The sequence below is a fragment of the Streptomyces sp. BBFR25 genome, from assembly GCF_044590125.1.
Lineage (GTDB): Bacteria > Actinomycetota > Actinomycetes > Streptomycetales > Streptomycetaceae > Streptomyces > Streptomyces canus_D.
On record NZ_CP172447.1, the window covers coordinates 3239852 to 3256530 of the forward strand.

The following is a 16679-nucleotide window of genomic DNA, read 5'->3' on the forward strand; positions in this document are numbered from 1 at the left end:
GTCAGTCCGTCCCGCGGCTCCGGCTGCGCACGCTGCGCAGCGCCACGGCGACGGCGGCGATGCCCGCGAGCACCAGGCCGGTCACGGTGTGCGCCGTGCCGGGCGCCTCGGAGCGGGCCTGCTCGGCGCTGTCGGCGGCGGCCAGCCGCGCGGTGCCGCCGCCGCCCGCGTCCACCGGGGCGACGGGCGAGGCGGGTGCGGACGGCCGGGTGTCCGGGCGCCGGTGCTCCCCGACGGTGATGGTGCCCTTGCGGGCGCGGTCGCCGCACTTGACCTGTACGGCGTAGGCACCGGCCTGCACGGTGGTGCGCACCTGGCTGGACCCGACGAGGACGCCGTCGCCCGCGGCCAGGCTGAGCCGTACGTCCGACTCGAACGCCGCGGACACGGCGACGGCCGTCTTCTCGGTGCAGTCGGGTACGCGGAGCGTGACGTCGGTGCCGGGGGCGGGCGAGGACGGTGTCACGGAGACACCGCCGCCGTCCGCCGCCCAGGCGCCGGCCGCCGGTGCGCACAGCGCGGTGGCCAGCGCGGCTCCGGCACAGAGCGTGACTTTCAGTGAGCCCATCGTGTACCTCCAGTTATCTGGAGGCTGCCCCGCGGGGCCCGTCACCGCATCCTGCGCGGGGGTGGGCTAGGCCGATCGGGTCATGCGGAGAACATCCGCGTTTCAGACCCGTTCCACGAGGTCCGCGATGGAGTCGACCACCTGGGACGGGCGGTAGGGGAAGTTCTCGACCTGCTCGGGCCGGGTGAGGCCGGTGAGGACGAGGAAGGTCTGCATCCCGGCCTCGATGCCGGCCAGCACGTCGGTGTCCATGCGGTCGCCGATCATCGCGCTGGTCTCGGAGTGGGCACCGATCGCGTTGAGCCCGGTGCGCATCATCAGCGGGTTGGGCTTCCCCGCGAAGTACGGCTGCTTGCCGGTCGCCTTGGTGATCAGGGCGGCCACCGCGCCGGTCGCCGGGAGCGGCCCCTCGGCGGAGGGTCCGGTCTCGTCGGGGTTGGTGCAGATGAAACGGGCGCCCGCGTTGATCAGGCGTACCGCCTTCGTCATGGCCTCGAAGGAGTAGGTGCGGGTCTCGCCGAGGACCACGTAGTCGGGCTCGTGGTCGGTGAGGATGTAGCCGATGTCATGCAGGGCCGTGGTCAGACCGGCCTCGCCGATGACGTACGCCGAGCCGCCGGGCCGCTGGTCGTCCAGGAACTTGGCGGTGGCCAGCGCCGAGGTCCAGATGGACTCGATCGGCACCTCCAGGCCCATCCGGCGCAGCCGGGCGTGCAGGTCGCGCGGGGTGTAGATCGAGTTGTTGGTGAGGACCAGGAAGGGCTTGCCGGATTCGCGGAGCCTCTTGATGAAGGCGTCGGCGCCGGGGATCGGCACGCCTTCGTGGATGAGGACCCCGTCCATGTCGGTGAGCCACGACTCGATGGGCTTGCGGTCTGCCATGTGCGGGTCTCCTGCCTGCGCGGTCCTGCGTGCGCCCCAGCCTAGACAGAGCGCGTCGCCCCGCGGCGACCGCGGGTGGCATCCGCGGCACGCGCGTCTCAACAGGCCGCAACGGAGGGGGAATTGCGCGCCCGACGTCGACCGGGAACCTTGCTGGCCGCGAGCGGCCCAGACAGTATAGTGACCACCACGACGCCTCGTCACTCTGCGTTACGGCGAGATCACTGTCCGGGCTGCGGGGTGAGCCTCGAGCTCCGAAGAAGCGGGAGCAGCATGAACACAATCCTCCGCATCCCTCATCCGGTCGAGGGGAGTGTGGACATTCTCGCCGACGAGAAGGACGTCGTGATCAAAGCGCACTGGCCGTTCGATCTCCAGGCCGATGAATGGGTGGATATCACCGGGCGCTTCCGGCAGGAGGACCTGACGCGTCTCGCCACCCTGGTGATCGAGCAGTCCGGACCGCACTCGATCGAGTCGGAACACGATCACCTCACTCTGGAGCGCGCGGGGGAGACATTCTCGTTCGACCTGTCCAGGGGCGGAGTCGTGCCCAGGCGCTTGATTCTTGATTTCCCGCTCGAACACCTCCAGGCACTCAGCGCGGCGACCCCCCGAGGCGATGCATAGATGAACGACACCTACAACTCGGACAGGTACTTCCGAGAAGCGCTCCTGGCGGCGACCGGATTCCGCGAGTACGACGCGCGCTGGGTCATCGAACCGACCGGTGACGGCACCCCCGTCGGTCTGAACTACGTCGGGGTCCGCACCCTCGGGCTCCACCTCGGCAGGTTCCTCGCCGACCGGCTCGACGCCGGGCGGCGCATCGTGGTGGGGCACGACTTCCGCAGTTACTCCGAGAACGTGAAGAACGCGCTGGTGGTCGGGCTGCTCCAGTCCGGAATGGACGTCGTGGACATCGGTCTCACCACCACCCCCGGCGCCTACCACGCGCAGTTCGCCCACGACATTCCCTGCGTGGCCATGGTGACGGCCAGCCACAACGAGAACGGCTGGACCGGGGTCAAGATCGGGCACCGCAAGGCATCCACCTTCGGCCCCACGGAAATGCGGGACTTCGCGGCCTACACACTCGAAGGCCGGGCCGAGGGCATGGAGAACGCTCGCGCCGGTTCTTACACGTTCGACGCGTCTGCCCGCGAGGACTACATCGACAGCCTGGTCGAGTCCTGGACCGAGCGGTTCCGGGGACTGCCGCGCGTCAAGGTGGCGGTGGAGACCGGGAACGGAACGGCGGGCCTCTTCGCCCCGCACGTCCTCGAAAGGCTGGGCTTCGAGATCGTCCCGGGGAATGTGGAGCCGGACTGGACCTTCCCGCATTTCAACCCGAATCCGGAGAGTGTTCCCTTCCTTCGTTCGGTGGAGTCCCTCGTCGCCGGGAGCGGAGCCGACGTCGGGCTCTGCTTCGACGGCGACGGTGACCGGCTGGGCGTCATCGACGACCGGGGCAGCCTCGTCTTCGCGGACCGGGTGGGGCTCGTCATCGCGAAGTTCCTCGAAGAGCGGACGGGTTCGTCCGGCCCCTTCGTCATCGACGTCAAGTCGACCTCTCTCTACGAGTCCGAGCTGAACAGCGACGTGGTCTGGGCGAAGACGGGGCACTCCTACGTCAAGGCCAAGGTCGCCGAGGTCCAAGCGGTGGCGGGGTTCGAGAGGAGCGGGCACTTCTTCTTCAGCGAACCCCTCGGCCACGGCTACGACGACGCCTGCGTGGCCGCGCTCGCCCTGCTGTGGATGCTGTGCAGCGCGAAGGCCACGGCCCAGGACGCGAGCCTGTCGCAGCAGTTGGCGGCGCTCCCGACATCCTTCTCCTCCCCCAACCGCCAGCCCTACGCGTCGGACGAGACGAAGTACGCCGTGGTCGACCGGCTCGCCGCGTACTTCGAGCAGCGGGAGAGCCTCGCCGGGAAGCGCATCACGAACATCAGGCGGATCAACGGCATCCGTCTCGAACTGGAAGACCGCAGCTGGCTTCTGATCAGGGCCTCGTCCAACTCGCCCAACCTGGTGATCATCGCGGAGGCGTTCGACCACGACGGCACGGTGCTCAAGCTCATCGACGCGGAAGTCAGGACCGCCGTCGCGGAGACGGGCGTCGACATCGGGCGGTTCGAGTCACTGGCGGAGTACTAGTGGCCCCTCCGGTCGACCCGGCCGCCTCACCCCCCGCATCCCCCGCGGAACGTCCGCAGGTCGTCTTCGACCTCGGAGGCACATGGTTCCGCAGCGGTGTGCGGCGGCCGGACGGGGTCCTGGAGCAGGTGACCCGGCGGCCCGCCGTGAACTACCTGAGTCACCCGGGGCTCTCCCAACCGGAGTTGCGGGAAGGCCTCGTGGAGTACGTCCTCACCGAGACGCGGCGCCTGGCGCCCCCGGAGCCCGGTCACTCCCCGCGGGCCAGCATCTCGATGGGGGCCGCCCTCAACGGCCGCACCGGCGTCATTCTCAACGCGGGGCCCCTGTGGGGGCCCGGCTCCCAGCCGTTCGACCTGCTCGGCGCCCTTGCCGCGCGACGGGGCGACGTCACCTGGTTCGTCACCAACGACGTCACCGCGCTGGCGACGTACTTCGCGCGGCAGCCGACGTACCGGAAGGCCGCGAAGATCTCCGTGGTGACGGTGAGCACGGGAATCGCCTGCCGGACCATCGAGACGGCCACGCGTACGGTGCCCCTGCACCCGCGCCAGGGGATACAGGGGGAGATCGGGCACGTCCCGATCGACTTCCACGCCGCCGGTGATCCGCTGCGATTACGCTGCGACTGCGGAGCCGACGCCCACCTGAACGCCTACTGCTCGGGGCGTGGCATACCGCAGGTCATGGCGCGTCTGGGGCAGGCCTTCGAGCAGCCGGACTGGCTGGACCCGGCGCTGCTCCACGAGCCCGGTCGCTGGGCGCGGGTGCTGGGGCGCGGCCTGGACGAGCGGGAGCCGGCCGCGGAACGGCTGCTCGACGCGGTGGTGAAGCCGCTCGCCCGGTCGGTGATCTCCCTGCTGACCGTCGACCCGGAGGTGGCGCGGATCGTCGTCACCGGGGGCGTTCCCCGAACCCTCGGCCGCCCTTACCGGGACGCGATGCTCCGCAACCTGACGGAGCTGGGGCTGTATCTGGTCTCCGACGACGACCCCTCCTACTTCGCCGACCTCGTCGCCTTCGCGGACGCACAGGCCGACGCCGGGCTCCAGGGAGCCGCACTCGCGGCGGACGCGTCCGTCACCGGCTCACCGGACGCCCCTCCACCGGACGCACCCGTTCTGCTCGCGCACCGCAGTCGTCGGATGGAGGAGGTCCGCCGGACGGCCTACGGGGTCACGGTGACGGATTCCGGCGCGGCGACAGTGCTGGTCGAGAGCCTGGTGGCGATGGGCTCCGGGCCCCGCCCCGTGGTCGTCGTCGACGCGGCGGTGTCCGGGGCCCACGGGCCCGTGCTGGTGGCGGAACTCGAACAGGCCGGTTTCCGCCCCGTGCTGAAGAGCGTCGCGGCGGGCGAGGACCTGAAGAGCTGGCCGTCCCTCGCCGCTCTCCTGGAAGCCTTCGAGAGCATCGGCGTCTCCCGCACCCAGCATCCCATCGTGGCGGTGGGGGGCGGGGCGCTCCTGGACGCGGTGGGCCTGGCGGCCGGGCTCTACCGGCGAGGCGTGCCGTACGTCCGTGTCCCCACCTCCCTCGTCGGGCTGATCGACGCGGGGGTCGGAGCGAAGGTGGCCATCAACGCCTTCGGCCACAAGAACCGCCTGGGCCTCTTCTACCCTCCGACGGCCGTGATCCTGGACGTCGCCTTTCTGCGGACGCTTCCTCACCTCCACATGGTCAGCGGCGTCGCGGAGGCGATAAAGATCGCGGTGGTGGAGGATCCGGACCTCTACCGGCTGCTGGAGGCCCACGCGGGGCGGCTGTCGGACCCGGATTTCTACCGTACGGAACACGGTGTGGAACTGGTCGCGCGCGCGGCGGACGCGACGATGTCCTCGCTGGCCGGGAATCTCTGGGAAGCCGACCTGGAGCGGCCGCTGGACTTCGGTCACAGCGTGAGCCCGGTGATCGAGGTGGCCGCCGGGAGCGGCACGACCCACGGAGCGGCGGTCGCGGTCGACATGGCGCTGGCGTTGGAGATCGGCCGTCAGCGGGGCGTCACGGCGCCCCGGCTCGCCGACCGCGTCATCAACTTGATGCGGCGCGTGGGGCTTCCCACGCACAGCGAAAGCGTCTCCGCCGCCCGGCTCTTCGCCCACCTCGGCGAGACGGCGGGGCACCGGGGCGGCGACCAGCGCTTCCCCCTGATCCACCGGCTCGGCCGCCACCCGGTGTTCGTCAGCGACATCACGGCCGGTGAGCTGGCCGGAGCCTGCTCGCGTCTCTCCTCCGCGTGGGGACGGGCATGACGGGCAGGCGGCAGCGGCGGATCGTCGTGGCGCCCGGCGGAGGCGGGGTCGTCCTCGCACCGCACCCTCTCCCGCACGCGGACGCGGACGCGGACGCCGACGCGTTGGTCCTCGCCCCGGACTTCGTGGGGATCTGCGGGACGGACCTCGACATCGTCGCGGGCAGGCGGAGCGACAGAGCCGCCGTACTGGGGCACGAGGCCGTGGTCCGGATCGTGTCCGGCCACCCGCCCGACGGCCCCGGGGACACGCTCGGCGCCCGCTTCCTCGTCAACCCCGTCAACGGCGAGGACCAGGACCGGATCATCGGGCACAGCGAGGAGGGCATGCTGCAGGAAGCGGTGCGGATACCGGGTTCCGCCGCCTGGAGCGGGCTGCTGGTCCCGGTCCGCCCCGGCCTCGACCCCCTGCCGGCCGTGCTCTCCGAGCCGCTGGGTGTGGCGGTCTACGGCATCGGGCTGCTGGCCCGTCCACGGCCGCCCGAGCGGCTTCTCGTCGTCGGGGCGGGGCCCATGGGCCTGCTCACCGCGGTGGCGGCCCGGCTCCTCGGCGTGCCGGAGGTCGCCCTGGCCGACCGTTCCGACCGGAGGGTCCGGTACGCCACGGAGCGCGGACTGGTGGCGGACCACCTCGCGTCGGCCACGGCATCGGGTCGGCTGGACGAGGGCTTCGCCCCGGACGCCGTGGCCCTGTGCGTGGGCCGGGAGCACCGGCAGGGCGCGCTGGCCGAGGCCGTCCGCGTGGCGGCGCCCGGTGCCCGGATCGACCTCGTCACGGGCTTCCCGCCCGGGGAGACCCCGTGGGCGCTCCCCGGAGCGGATCCGCACGGCGTCCGCCGGGCCAACGTGTGCGGTCGGCCCTGGCCGGGCCGGGTCGCGCCGGTGACCGCGACCGGTGGCAAACCGCTCGGTCTCACGGGGCACCGCGGCACGTCCCGGCGGCATCTGGAGGACGCGATGCGGCTGCTCGCGGAGCACCCGGCGGTCTTCCGGAAGATCATCACCGATGTCGTGCCACTCGACGAGGCCCCTCGTCTCGTCCGCGCTCTCGTGCTCGCCCGCGGCGACGCGGCCACCGCGCCCTACCGCAAGGCGGTCGTCTCCGTGAACGCCTGACGCGCCCGGGTCCGTCGCGGTCAGCGATGGCGCAGTGAGCGCCAGGTCAGGAAGAGAAAGCCGCGGAGGAAGGTGACGCCGCTCACCAGGGCCGCGAACAGCAGGCTCGTCGCGAAGTTACCCGCCCAGGTGTCGCCGTACGGGATGGTGGAGGTGAGCGCGCCCGACTGCAGCAGCAGGAAGAGACCGGCGCCGAGTGCGAGCACACCGGCGACGCCGGCGACGGTCCTGACGCGCCGCTTGCGTTCCTGGGCGTCGTGGAAGTGGTGGATGGCGTGGGAGTGGCTGCGCGCCCCCACGACCAGCGACTCTATGAGGTCGGCGACGTTGGACGAGGCGAGGAACATGGTCGAGACGATCCACAGACCGAGCCCCTCGGTCTTCACCAGCAGGACGGGGTTGCGCCGGTCCTCCGTGTAGAGCAGCGGAAGCCAGCCCCTCGACCAGCTCCGGAAGGCGCCCGTGTACATCTTGGTCGGGTGCAGTTCCTCGATCGACCGCGGACTCGTCGACCCCGGCGGGAACCAGGACGTGTCGAGGGGATGGGAGTAGGCGGAGTTGACGGTGCCGGGAATGCCCTGGAGGAGCGGGTGTCCCCGCAGGGCGGCGTTGGTCTGGACGGTGGAGCCGTAGACGTAGGTCTCGCCCTGGGTGACGACGAGCTGGCCCGGGAAGAGGACGTCGTAGGCCTGCTGAGCGGGGCGCCAGCGTTTGGGCTGGTTCTCCATGATGACCACGCCGCCCCGGCGGACGTACTGGAAGAAGTGGTCGTCGTAGAAGGCGAGGATGTCCCGGGCGCGGTCGGACGCGTACATCACCGCGCCGTCGAGGACGCACCAGTTGAATATGACGACGTCGAACTCGTAGACGTTGAAGAAGCGACGGCTCTCCATGTTCGCCAGCAGGCTGACGAGGGTGCACTCGACGCCGGACACGGCCGAGAGCTGCTCCTCCCAGAAGCACCTTCTGCGCCGGGCGGGGTCCAGGTCGTCGACGATGACGGCCACCTTCATCCGCCGTGCCCCCTCTCGGTCCCGTCCAGGTATTCCGTGACCATGTCCAGATCTCCTACGGACAGGGCCCGGTCGCTCTCCACGCGGGCCGCGGGCTGCTTGCGCCGGCAGAGAATGCCGACGGCCTCTTCGACCAGCGCGAGCGGGGTCTGGATGTCGGACCGGTAGGAGTCGCCCACGGCGACGACGGAGAATTCACCGCGCGGCGAGCCGAGATCCTCCGCGATGCCCGAGAACACCAGGTCGAAGAATTCTTCCGACGGTTTGTCCGTCGGGTCGCCGATGAAGGACTTCGCGTATCGGATTCCGTGTTCCCGGAGGTTCACCATCCGGCGGCGTTTGTCGTGACGTGACGCGCGCGGGTCATAACCGAACCCCCCGTCGGCTTTCGGCCGGTAGCGGGCGTCGCTGGAGGTCATGAGATACACCGGTGCCCGGCGGGATTCCAGTTTCCGGAGCATGCGCACCGCGTCGGGATAGACGAGGGGATGCTTCAGCATGTGGTCCCAGTAGTGGTCCACGGCCTGCCGCAGCTCGTCAGGAGCGAGCGGCACCCCGCAGTCCTCGGCGGCGAGGTGCAACAGGATCTCCCGGCTGAAGAGCCGTGTGGTGCCCCACTTCTCGGAGATCTCCCGCTGGGCGTCCCGGACGCGCTCCTCCAGTTCCCGGAGGGAACGCAGCCTCTCGTCGTCGACCGGGCTCTGCTGGTGGACCAGGAGGAGTTCGTCGAAGACCGTGCGGAAGCGGCGCGAGACGGAGGAGGCGCGGTCCGCACCCATGGAGGCCGCCAGCCCGGACTCCAGGGACTCGGCCGCCCGATGATGCATGGACTGCGTGTCCGTGAGCGTGTCGTCGACGTCGAACAGCCACACGACGGGCAGGTCCGGCCGCGGAAGAGCGGACCGCATCCACTGTGTGACGTCTTCCGGGGTCATCGGCTGTCTCCTCGGGCGGTGCGGTCTCGGTCTACGGCAGGTCTCCGCGTCCGGCGCCCTCGGGCCCGGCGGCCGTGACGGCGGCGCCCATCGCCCCGGTCAGCGACCCGTGTGCGGCCCGGCAGACGCGTACGCGCCGTGCGGGGGCCGGAAAGGAGCGCCGGGAGACGCCCGCCTGCACGGGGTCCGTGAGCGACGGACCGAGGTCTGCCACTCCCCCGCCGAGGACGACCAGTTCGGGATTGAGCACGTTGACGACGCCGGAGATCGAGATGACGAGAGCCCGCACCGCCTCGTCGAGGGCGCGCCGTGCCGAGGGGTCCCGCCGGCGCAGGGACTCCTCGAAGCTCACGGCGCCCGGTGCGGTGTCCTGCCCACCGCCGTCGCCGGACCGCGCATCCGCTCTCAACTCGCGGTAGCGGGAGGTGATGGCCGTACCGGAGGCGTAGGCGTTGAGACACCCCGTCGCTCCGCACGCGCACCGGCGGCCGGTGGGATCGACGGTCGTGTGCCCGATCTGGCCGGCCGTCCCGTCGGGGCCTCTCATCGGCACTCCGTGGAGCAGCACGGCGCCTCCCACTCCGGTGCCGAGGGTGAGGCAGACGAGACAGCTCGGACGTTGCCGTTCCGGAATGCCGGACAGATGTCCGAGGGCCGTCATGGTCGCGTCATTGTCGACCACCACGGGAATGTTCAGACGGGGTTCAAGACAGGCCCCGAAGTCCACGTTCCGCCAAGCGGGCAGAATGATGGAGTCGCGAAAAGTCCGGTCGGGCGCGATCAGTCCGGGAAGGCCGACTCCGACGGCGCCGAGGGCGTCACGTGGACGACCGACGGTTCTCAGCAGTCCGTCGGTCAGCGCCACCGCGTGGTCGGCGCATTGCCGCGGAGAACCGGAGCGGTCCGTGGGTTCGGTCACCGTCGCCAGTACTTCTCCGGTACCGGACAGGAGAACCGCGGCGGTCTTCGTGCCCCCCACGTCGATTCCCACGGTCAACCGCTCGGCCATGCCTTCCTCCCGCGGAAGCACTGGGGGCGCCAAGAATAGCCACACGGGAGCGGCTCCGGATAGGGCGTGACGGGCAACCGGCGCCAAACGGAAGGAAGTTGACGATCCGTGATCATTCGCGTCCGGGTCGGCCCCGGCCGGGTCAGTTCCCCGTCGCCTCCTTCCAGGCCTCGATGTAGGAGGTGAGGTTCTCCTCGATGTCGTTCCAGTCGGGCTCGAAGACCTCCACGCCGTCCATCAGCTTGGTGAGCGCGATGGCGTTGGCGTCGGTGGCCTTGACGTCCTGGCGGGCCGCGAAGCCGCCGCCGATCTCGCTGACCTGGGCCTGTGCCCTCTGGCCCAGCAGGTAGTCGAGGAGCTTCCTGCCGTTCTCGCTGTGCGGGGCGTCGGTGACCAGGCCGGCCGCGTACGGCAGGGCGAAGGTGGTGGGATTCCTGCCCTCGCGGGCCGGGAACCAGATGCCGAGGTTCGGCATGGACTTGGACTGGGCGTAGTTCATCTGCACGTCCCCGTTGGCGACGAGCAGTTCGCCCTTGTCGACCTTGGGGGCGAGCTTGCCGGTGGAGGCGGACGGGCCGACGTTGTTGGCCTGGAGCTTCTTCAGGTACTCCATGGCGGGCTTCTCGCCGCCGAAGTCGTGCATGGCCTTGATGAGGACGGCGGTGCCGTCCCCGGCGACGCCGGGGGTGGAGTACTGGAGCTTGTTCTTGTACTTCCCGTCGAGCAGGTCCTCCCAGGTGGCGGGGGTCTGCTTCAGCTCCTTGGTGTTGTGTATGAACCCGAAGTAGTTGTTGATGACGGCGGTCCAGGTGCCGTTCGCGGCCTTGTCGGCGCCGCTGACCCGGTCGACGCCCTTCGGGGCGTACTGCTGGAGCAGGCCCTTGGTGTCTGCCTGCTGGATGAAGGGCGGGAGGGTGACGAGGACGTCGGCCTGCGGGTTGCGCTTCTCGCGGACGGTGCGCTGCACCATCTCGCCGGAGCCGCCCTCGACGTACTCGACCTTGATGCCGGTCTCCTTCTCGAAGTCCTTGAAGACCCGGTCGTACCAGCCGTCGCCGTTCTCGCCCTTGAGGCCGTCGGCGCTGTAGACGGTGACGACGTTCTCGTCGGAGGCGGCGGTGCCGGTGCCGCAGGCGGTGAGCGGGAGGGCGAGGAGGCAGAGGGCGGCGAGCGGCAGGAGGGGCTTGTTGGGCATGGCGAGGTGCGCTCCTTGCGAGGCGGTGGGGAAGGGCTAGCGGTACGAGGCTCTGGTGCGGATCCGGGAGACGGCGAGCAGCACCAGCAGGGTGGCCGTCATGAGGACCACGGCGACGGCGGAGCCGGTGAACAGGGCGCCGCGGTCGGTGGCCGCGTAGATCAGGACGGGCAGCGGGGTCCAGTCGGGCGGGTAGAGCATCATCGTGGCGCTCAGCTCGCCCATGGACAGGGCGAAGCAGAGGCCGGCGGCGGCGGTCAGGGACGGCAGCAGCAGCGGGAGCCGCACCCGCCACAGGACGTACGCCGGGGAGGCGCCGAGGGAGGCGGCGGCCTGCTCGTAGGCCGGGTCGAGGCGGGTGAGGGCGGCGGACACGGACTGGTGGGCGAAGGCGGTGACCAGCACGGTGTGGGCGATGATCACGATCCAGCGGGTGCCGTTGAGCAGCATCGGCGGCTGGGAGAAGGCGACCAGCGTGGCGAGGCCGACGACGACGGAGGGCACGGCGAGGGGCAGCACGAACAGGGCGTCGAGCGCCTTGCGGTGCCGCTGTCTGAGCGCCGCCGCGGCGAGCGCGGCCCAGGTTCCGGTCGCGAGGGCGAGGAGGCTGGCGGTGGCGGCGGTGACCAGGCTGGTGGTGAGCGCCTGGAGGGCCTCGCCGCGGGTGGCGGACTCGTAGTGCGCGGTGGTGAAGCCGGAGGGCAGGACGCTGGACCAGTGGGTGGCGAAGGAGGCGCCGAGGACCACGAGGAGCGGAAGGGCGAACAGCGGCAGGAAGAGGACGAGGAAGACCGCCCACACGGCCCACCTCGCTGCGCGGTTATGCACCAGCACGGCGGCTCACCACCCGGTAGAGGCCATAGAGGCCCACGGAGATCAGGACGTTGACGACGGCGACCACGCAGGCGCCCGGGTAGTCGGACTCCAGGATCGCCTTGCCGTAGACGAGGGTCGGCAGGGTCGTGACGCCCTTGGCGCCGGTGAACAGGACGATGCCGAACTCGTTCAGGCACAGGACGAGGACCAGGCTGCCGCCGGCCGCGAGGGCGGGCAGCGCCTCGGGCAGGATGATCTGCCGGACGATGCGCGGCGCGCGGGCGCCCAGCGAACCGGCGGCCTCCAGCTGGGCCGTGTCGAGCTGCGAGAAGGCGGCGAGCAGCGGGCGCATCACGAACGGCGTGAAGTACGTGATCTCCGCGAGCAGCACGCCCCAGGGCGTGGTGAGGAACTGGAACGGCCCCTCGGCCGCGCCCGTCACGTCGGTCCACGCGCCGTTGGCCATGCCGACGGTGCCGTAGACGAACAGCAGCGCGAGCGTGATCAGGAAGGACGGGAAGGACAGGAAGACGTCGATGAAGCGGGCCACCGCCTTCGACCCGGGGAACGGCACGAAGGCGATGACCAGCGCCAGGACGAACCCGAGCACCAGGCAGCCGGCGGTGGCCGCCACCGCCAGCCACACGGTGGTCCACAGCGCCTCGCGGAACGCCCCCGAGGCGAAGACGTCGGCGTACGGCTGGAGCGAGGTGCCGCCGGTGTCCGGCTGGAAGGACTGCTGGACGACGAGGGCGAGGGGGTAGAGGAAGAAGAGGGCGAGCAGGGCCACGGGCGGCAGGGTCCACAGGTACGCCGTTTTACTCCTCACCGGTGCTCACCCCCGCGGGCAGCAGCACGGCGTCCTCGGGGGCGAAGTGCAGGCTCACCGGCTCCCCGTGCACCGGCGGAGCCTTCAGCTCGCGCACGTCCGCCATGACGCGGTGGCCGTCCACCTCGACGTAGAGGCGGTGGGTGGCGCCCCGCCACTGGATCTCCCGCACCGTGCCGGTGATCCGGTTGGGGCCGTCGCCGAGTCCGACGAGGTGCGGGCGTACGCACAGGGTGGCCGTGGCGCCCGCCGCGGCCCCTCCCGTGTCCACCTCGATCTCCGCGTCCCCGAAGGACACTCCCCCGGCGCGGACGGTCACCGGCAGCAGGTTCGCGTTGCCGACGAAGGACGCGGTGAACGCGTTGGCCGGTGCCCGGTACAGCTCGCGCGGGGTGCCGCAGGCCTGGAGGCGGGCCCGGTCCATCACCGCGATCCGGTCGGCGAGGGTGAGGGCCTCCACCTGGTCGTGGGTGACGTACAGGATCGACACCTCGGGCAGCTCGCGGTGCAGGCGGGCCAGTTCGGCGAGCATGCCGGAGCGCAGCTGGGCGTCGAGGGCGGACAGCGGCTCGTCGAGGAGCAGGACGTCCGGGCGGACGGCGAGCGCGCGGGCGATGGCGACGCGCTGCTGCTGGCCGCCGGACAGCTCGCGGGGGTGGCGGCGGGCGTAGGCGCCCATGCCGGTCATCTCCAGCGCCTCGGACACCCGGGTCCGGATCTCGGCCTTGGCCACCTTGCGGGCCTTGAGTCCGAAGGCGACGTTGTCCTCCACCCGCATGTGCGGGAACAGGGCGTACTGCTGGACGACCATGCCGATGCCCCGCCGGTGCGGGGGCAGTCCGGTGACGTCGCGGTCGCCGAGGAACACCCGCCCGGAGGCGGGCCGTACGAACCCGGCGACCGCCCGCAGCGCGGTGGTCTTGCCGGATCCCGACGGCCCGAGCAGCGCCATGACCTCGCCGGGTTCGACGGTGAGGTCGAGGGCGTCGAGGACGACGTTGCCGTCGTAGGCGACGGTGACCGAGTCGAAGCGGATGCCGCTGCTTGTGGTGCTCATCAGCCGGATGCTCCCCGCAGGAGGGCGGGCAGACCGGCGACGGAGTCCAGCACGTGGCTCGCGCCCGCCTCGCGGAAGGCGTCGTCGCCGTGCGCTCCGGTGCGCACCCCGGCGACCAGTCCCGCTCCGGCGCGTACGCCGCTGAGCACGTCGTACGAGGTGTCGCCGACGACGGCGACCTGGCGTACGTCGTCGGCGGCGCCGGTGCGCAGGAAGGCCGCCAGCACCATGTCCGGGTAGGGCCGTCCGCGCCCGCCCGCGTCGGCGGGGCACAGGGTGAGCGGCACCAGGTCCTGCCAGCCGAGGGCGGCGAGGATGGCGTCCTGGGTGACACGGGCGAAGCCGGTGGTGAGGACGACGGTGCGGCCGTCGGCGGCCAGCTCCTCGACGGCCTCGCGGGCGCCGGGGACCGGGGCGATCAGGCCGCCGTCGACGAGTTCGCCGTACGCCTTCTCGAAGGCGGTGTTGGCGCGCTGGGCGCGGTCCTCGTCGCCGAACAGGTGCCGGAAGACGGAGATCTTGGACTCGCCCATGGTGGCGCGGACGTAGGCGAGCTTCTCGGCGTGGTCCGGGGTGCCGGGCTCGACGCCGAGTGCGCGGGCGGCCGTGTCGAAGGCGCGCTCGACGAGGCCGCCGTCGGCGACGGTGGTGCCGGCCATGTCGAGGACGACGAGGCGGATGTCGGGGGAGGTCGTGGTCATCGGGGTGTTCACCAGCCCAGTTCGTTCGCGGTGGTCTCGGCTATCGCGGGTGAGCAGGTCATGCCGCGCCCGCCGGGCCCGGTGACCAGCCACACGCCGTCGCGCACCCGCTGCCGGTGCACGACGCGGCTCTTGTCGGTGCACTGCGCGTACACGCCGGCCCAGCGGCGGCGGATGCGGGGCAGCGGGCGGCCGAGGAGGGACTCGACGACGCCGGTGAGGTGCTCGTAGGGGTCTTCGAGGGTGTCGAAGGCGAAGGGGTGCTCGTACTCGTGGGTGTCGCCGATGGTCAGTCCGCCGTCGGCGCGCTGGACCATGAGCAGCTGCATCCTGTGCTCCGCGGCCGTGGCCGGCTGCGGCTGCCGTGCGTTCAGCTCGTCCAGGGCGGGCGAGCCGTACGCCGGGTAGTAGCGGAAGCTGTCGGCGTCGGCGACCGAGGTGGTGAGCGGTTCGCCGAGGGGGTCGGTCTGCATCATCTGGAGCCGCACCCGGCGCACGGGCAGGTCGGGTCCGGCCAGTTCGCGCACGAGGCCGCCGAGCCAGGCGCCGGTGGCGAGGACGACGACGTCGCCGGTGTGCACGTCACCGTGGTCGTCGCGGACGGCGTGGTCGCCGACGACGTCGCGGACCTCGCGGCCGGGCAGGAAGGTGTAGCGCGGGGACTTGTTCAGTTCGGCGCGCAGGGCGAGCTGGGCGGTGCGCGGTTCCACGGCGGCGTCGCGCTCGCAGTACAGCGCGGCGTCGAAGTCGCCGCGCAGGGCCGGGTTCAGGGCGCGGGCCTCACCGGGGGTGAGGAGTTTGTGGCCGCGGGCGGCGGCGTCCGGGCGGGCGACGGCCGCCTCGGCGACGGCGCGCTCCAGGTCGCCGCGGAGCGGGGTCAGGGAGCCGTTGGCGCGGAAGCCAAGCGCCGGGATCCGGCCGCCGATCTCCTCCCACAGCTCCCGCGCCCGCAGCGCGGTCTCCAGCTCCTCTCCACCCGCTCGGCCACTGACCCAGATCTGGCCGAAATTGCGCAGCGAGGCGCCACGGGCCTCGGTCTCGCGCTCGATCTGTACGACCTCGTGGCCGCGGTTCACTGCGTGCCAGGCGTGCATGGTGCCCACCACGCCGGCTCCGACGACTATCACTCTCACGACCGCCACGCTCCTTGGCATCGGGGAACCGGAGGAATCCGGCTGACAACGAGAGCGTGAACTGGTCAACACGTTTGGGCTAGACCCGTTATCTTTTCGTTACTTCGATGGGCGGTCGGTGAGGGCGTCTTTCAGCCGCGCAGATGGGCCGTGAAGGAGAACCGGTCGCCCCGGTAGAGCGTGCGCACCCGCTCCAGCGGGCGGCCCCCGGTGTCCCGGGAGACGCGGTGGATGAGCAGCATCGGCAGGGCCGGCGGGGTGCCGATGAGCAGGGCCTCGCGCGGGGTGGCGAGCACGGTCTCGATGCGTTCGTCGGCGTCCCCGAAGGCGATGCCCTGCGCGGCGAGGTGGGCGTAGAAGGACGAGTCCGGGTCGAAGGCGCTGTCCAGGTCGGGGATGCGGGCCACGGCGACGTAGGTGCTCTCCAGTCCGACCCGCTCGTCGTCGGCGAGCAGCACGCGCTCCAGGTGCCAGACGGGCTCCCCGCGCGTGAGGCCGGTCTCGGCGGCGAGCGCGTCGGGGCAGGGGAAGCGGTCGAGGGTGACGAGCGCACGGCCGGGGGTGCGCCCCTGGCGCCGGACGCCCTCGGTGTAGCTGGCCAGGGACAGCGGCTGCGCCAACTTCGGCCCCGCGACCACGGTGCCGCGTCCCTGCCGGCGCAGCTTGCCCTCCAGCACGAGTTCACGCAGGGCCTGCCGCACGGTCTCGCGGGCGACCCCGTAACGCTCGGACAGATCCCGCTCGGTGGGGATGGCGCTGCCCTCCCCCAGCTCACCGACGAGCCGGTCGATCCGCGCCTTGACGGCGTAGTACTTCGGCACACGCCCGTGCTCGGGAATCCCGGAGCGGACGGGGGCGCCGGGGGCCTGGTCGTTCGGATAGTCCACGCAGGGATGGTCGCAGACGCGGGGCGGGGGGCGTGCGGCGTGGGGGACTGACGGGGGTGGCGGGGATGGGGGATGACGGGGGGGGGTGGCGGGGTCACTGTCCGTCGCGGATGGGGAAGCGTATGTGCAAGCG

At 71.4% G+C, this 16679-nt stretch carries 16 protein-coding genes; 4 read left to right on the plus strand and 12 right to left on the minus strand.

Annotated features, from left to right (window positions below; genetic code table 11):
- Position 1: 1 nt before the first annotated feature.
- Positions 2-568: a hypothetical protein gene (locus tag ACGH52_RS14650; protein WP_059300569.1), complete on the minus strand. Its 567-nt coding sequence runs from the start codon at positions 566-568 to the stop codon at positions 2-4.
- Positions 569-670: 102 nt separating this feature from the next.
- The gene (locus ACGH52_RS14655) at positions 671-1450 is read right to left on the minus strand and encodes an HAD-IIA family hydrolase (RefSeq protein WP_121703186.1); all 780 of its coding nucleotides are present in this window, start codon (positions 1448-1450) and stop codon (positions 671-673) included.
- Positions 1451-1723: 273 nt separating this feature from the next.
- On the opposite strand from ACGH52_RS14655, the gene ACGH52_RS14660 reads away from it, so the two are divergent.
- From ACGH52_RS14660 to ACGH52_RS14675, 4 genes are read left to right on the plus strand one after another with little or no spacing between them, the layout of a single operon-like run.
- Entirely contained in the window at positions 1724-2080 is a 357-nt protein-coding gene (locus tag ACGH52_RS14660) for a hypothetical protein (RefSeq protein WP_076974497.1), read from the plus strand.
- On the plus strand, positions 2081-3607 hold the full coding sequence (locus tag ACGH52_RS14665; protein ID WP_210975316.1) for a hypothetical protein: 1527 nt from the start codon (positions 2081-2083) through the stop codon (positions 3605-3607). It abuts the gene before it with no gap.
- Positions 3607-5856, plus strand: a complete 2250-nt coding sequence (locus tag ACGH52_RS14670; RefSeq protein ID WP_399939621.1) for an ROK family protein — start codon at positions 3607-3609, stop codon at positions 5854-5856. Before ACGH52_RS14665 ends, ACGH52_RS14670 begins: the two co-directional genes overlap by 1 nt.
- Complete coding sequence (locus ACGH52_RS14675; protein ID WP_399939624.1) at positions 5853-6971, plus strand: hypothetical protein; 1119 nt, start codon at positions 5853-5855, stop codon at positions 6969-6971. Before ACGH52_RS14670 ends, ACGH52_RS14675 begins: the two co-directional genes overlap by 4 nt.
- A gap of 20 nt (positions 6972-6991) precedes the next feature.
- Here ACGH52_RS14675 and ACGH52_RS14680 read toward each other — a convergent pair whose 3' ends face one another.
- From ACGH52_RS14680 to ACGH52_RS14725, 10 genes are all read right to left on the minus strand, one after another.
- The gene (locus tag ACGH52_RS14680) at positions 6992-7984 is read right to left on the minus strand and encodes a hypothetical protein (protein ID WP_399939626.1); all 993 of its coding nucleotides are present in this window, start codon (positions 7982-7984) and stop codon (positions 6992-6994) included.
- The gene (locus ACGH52_RS14685; RefSeq protein WP_399939629.1) at positions 7981-8919 is read right to left on the minus strand and encodes an HAD family hydrolase; all 939 of its coding nucleotides are present in this window, start codon (positions 8917-8919) and stop codon (positions 7981-7983) included. Before ACGH52_RS14685 ends, ACGH52_RS14680 begins: the two co-directional genes overlap by 4 nt.
- 31 nt (positions 8920-8950) lie before the next feature.
- On the minus strand, positions 8951-9928 hold the full coding sequence (locus ACGH52_RS14690; RefSeq protein ID WP_121703192.1) for an ROK family protein: 978 nt from the start codon (positions 9926-9928) through the stop codon (positions 8951-8953).
- A 142-nt stretch (positions 9929-10070) separates the two neighbouring features.
- Positions 10071-11123, minus strand: coding sequence for a 2-aminoethylphosphonate ABC transporter substrate-binding protein (locus tag ACGH52_RS14695; RefSeq protein WP_399939633.1), 1053 nt, complete (start codon positions 11121-11123; stop codon positions 10071-10073).
- A 36-nt stretch (positions 11124-11159) separates the two neighbouring features.
- Positions 11160-11957: an ABC transporter permease gene (locus ACGH52_RS14700; protein ID WP_193777761.1), complete on the minus strand. Its 798-nt coding sequence runs from the start codon at positions 11955-11957 to the stop codon at positions 11160-11162.
- Positions 11944-12768, minus strand: a complete 825-nt coding sequence (locus tag ACGH52_RS14705) for a 2-aminoethylphosphonate ABC transporter permease subunit (protein WP_399939636.1) — start codon at positions 12766-12768, stop codon at positions 11944-11946. Before ACGH52_RS14705 ends, ACGH52_RS14700 begins: the two co-directional genes overlap by 14 nt.
- Entirely contained in the window at positions 12758-13825 is a 1068-nt protein-coding gene (locus ACGH52_RS14710) for an ABC transporter ATP-binding protein (protein WP_399939639.1), read from the minus strand. The genes ACGH52_RS14705 and ACGH52_RS14710 overlap by 11 nt, the downstream gene beginning before the upstream one ends.
- Positions 13825-14526: an HAD family hydrolase gene (locus tag ACGH52_RS14715; protein WP_193777762.1), complete on the minus strand. Its 702-nt coding sequence runs from the start codon at positions 14524-14526 to the stop codon at positions 13825-13827. Before ACGH52_RS14715 ends, ACGH52_RS14710 begins: the two co-directional genes overlap by 1 nt.
- Positions 14527-14534: 8 nt before the next feature.
- A complete protein-coding gene (locus ACGH52_RS14720) occupies positions 14535-15680 on the minus strand; it encodes a TIGR03364 family FAD-dependent oxidoreductase (RefSeq protein ID WP_399939643.1) in 1146 nt (381 codons plus the stop codon).
- A gap of 110 nt (positions 15681-15790) precedes the next feature.
- The gene (locus ACGH52_RS14725) at positions 15791-16546 is read right to left on the minus strand and encodes a GntR family transcriptional regulator (RefSeq protein WP_362769218.1); all 756 of its coding nucleotides are present in this window, start codon (positions 16544-16546) and stop codon (positions 15791-15793) included.
- Between the last annotated feature and the right edge of the window lie 133 nt (positions 16547-16679).

Bases quoted from the DNA above. Each gene is read 5' to 3' on its own strand.
- ACGH52_RS14650 (WP_059300569.1), bottom strand. From the start codon at position 568: ATGGGCTCACTGAAAGTCACGCTCTGTGCCGGAGCCGCGCTGGCCACC.
- ACGH52_RS14655 (WP_121703186.1), bottom strand. From the start codon at position 1,450: ATGGCAGACCGCAAGCCCATCGAGTCGTGGCTCACCGACATGGACGGG.
- ACGH52_RS14660 (WP_076974497.1), top strand. From the start codon at position 1,724: ATGAACACAATCCTCCGCATCCCTCATCCGGTCGAGGGGAGTGTGGAC.
- ACGH52_RS14665 (WP_210975316.1), top strand. From the start codon at position 2,081: ATGAACGACACCTACAACTCGGACAGGTACTTCCGAGAAGCGCTCCTG.
- ACGH52_RS14675 (WP_399939624.1), top strand. From the start codon at position 5,853: ATGACGGGCAGGCGGCAGCGGCGGATCGTCGTGGCGCCCGGCGGAGGC.
- ACGH52_RS14680 (WP_399939626.1), bottom strand. From the start codon at position 7,984: ATGAAGGTGGCCGTCATCGTCGACGACCTGGACCCCGCCCGGCGCAGA.
- ACGH52_RS14685 (WP_399939629.1), bottom strand. From the start codon at position 8,919: ATGACCCCGGAAGACGTCACACAGTGGATGCGGTCCGCTCTTCCGCGG.
- ACGH52_RS14690 (WP_121703192.1), bottom strand. From the start codon at position 9,928: ATGGCCGAGCGGTTGACCGTGGGAATCGACGTGGGGGGCACGAAGACC.
- ACGH52_RS14695 (WP_399939633.1), bottom strand. From the start codon at position 11,123: ATGCCCAACAAGCCCCTCCTGCCGCTCGCCGCCCTCTGCCTCCTCGCC.
- ACGH52_RS14710 (WP_399939639.1), bottom strand. From the start codon at position 13,825: ATGAGCACCACAAGCAGCGGCATCCGCTTCGACTCGGTCACCGTCGCC.
- ACGH52_RS14715 (WP_193777762.1), bottom strand. From the start codon at position 14,526: ATGACCACGACCTCCCCCGACATCCGCCTCGTCGTCCTCGACATGGCC.
- ACGH52_RS14720 (WP_399939643.1), bottom strand. From the start codon at position 15,680: ATGCCAAGGAGCGTGGCGGTCGTGAGAGTGATAGTCGTCGGAGCCGGC.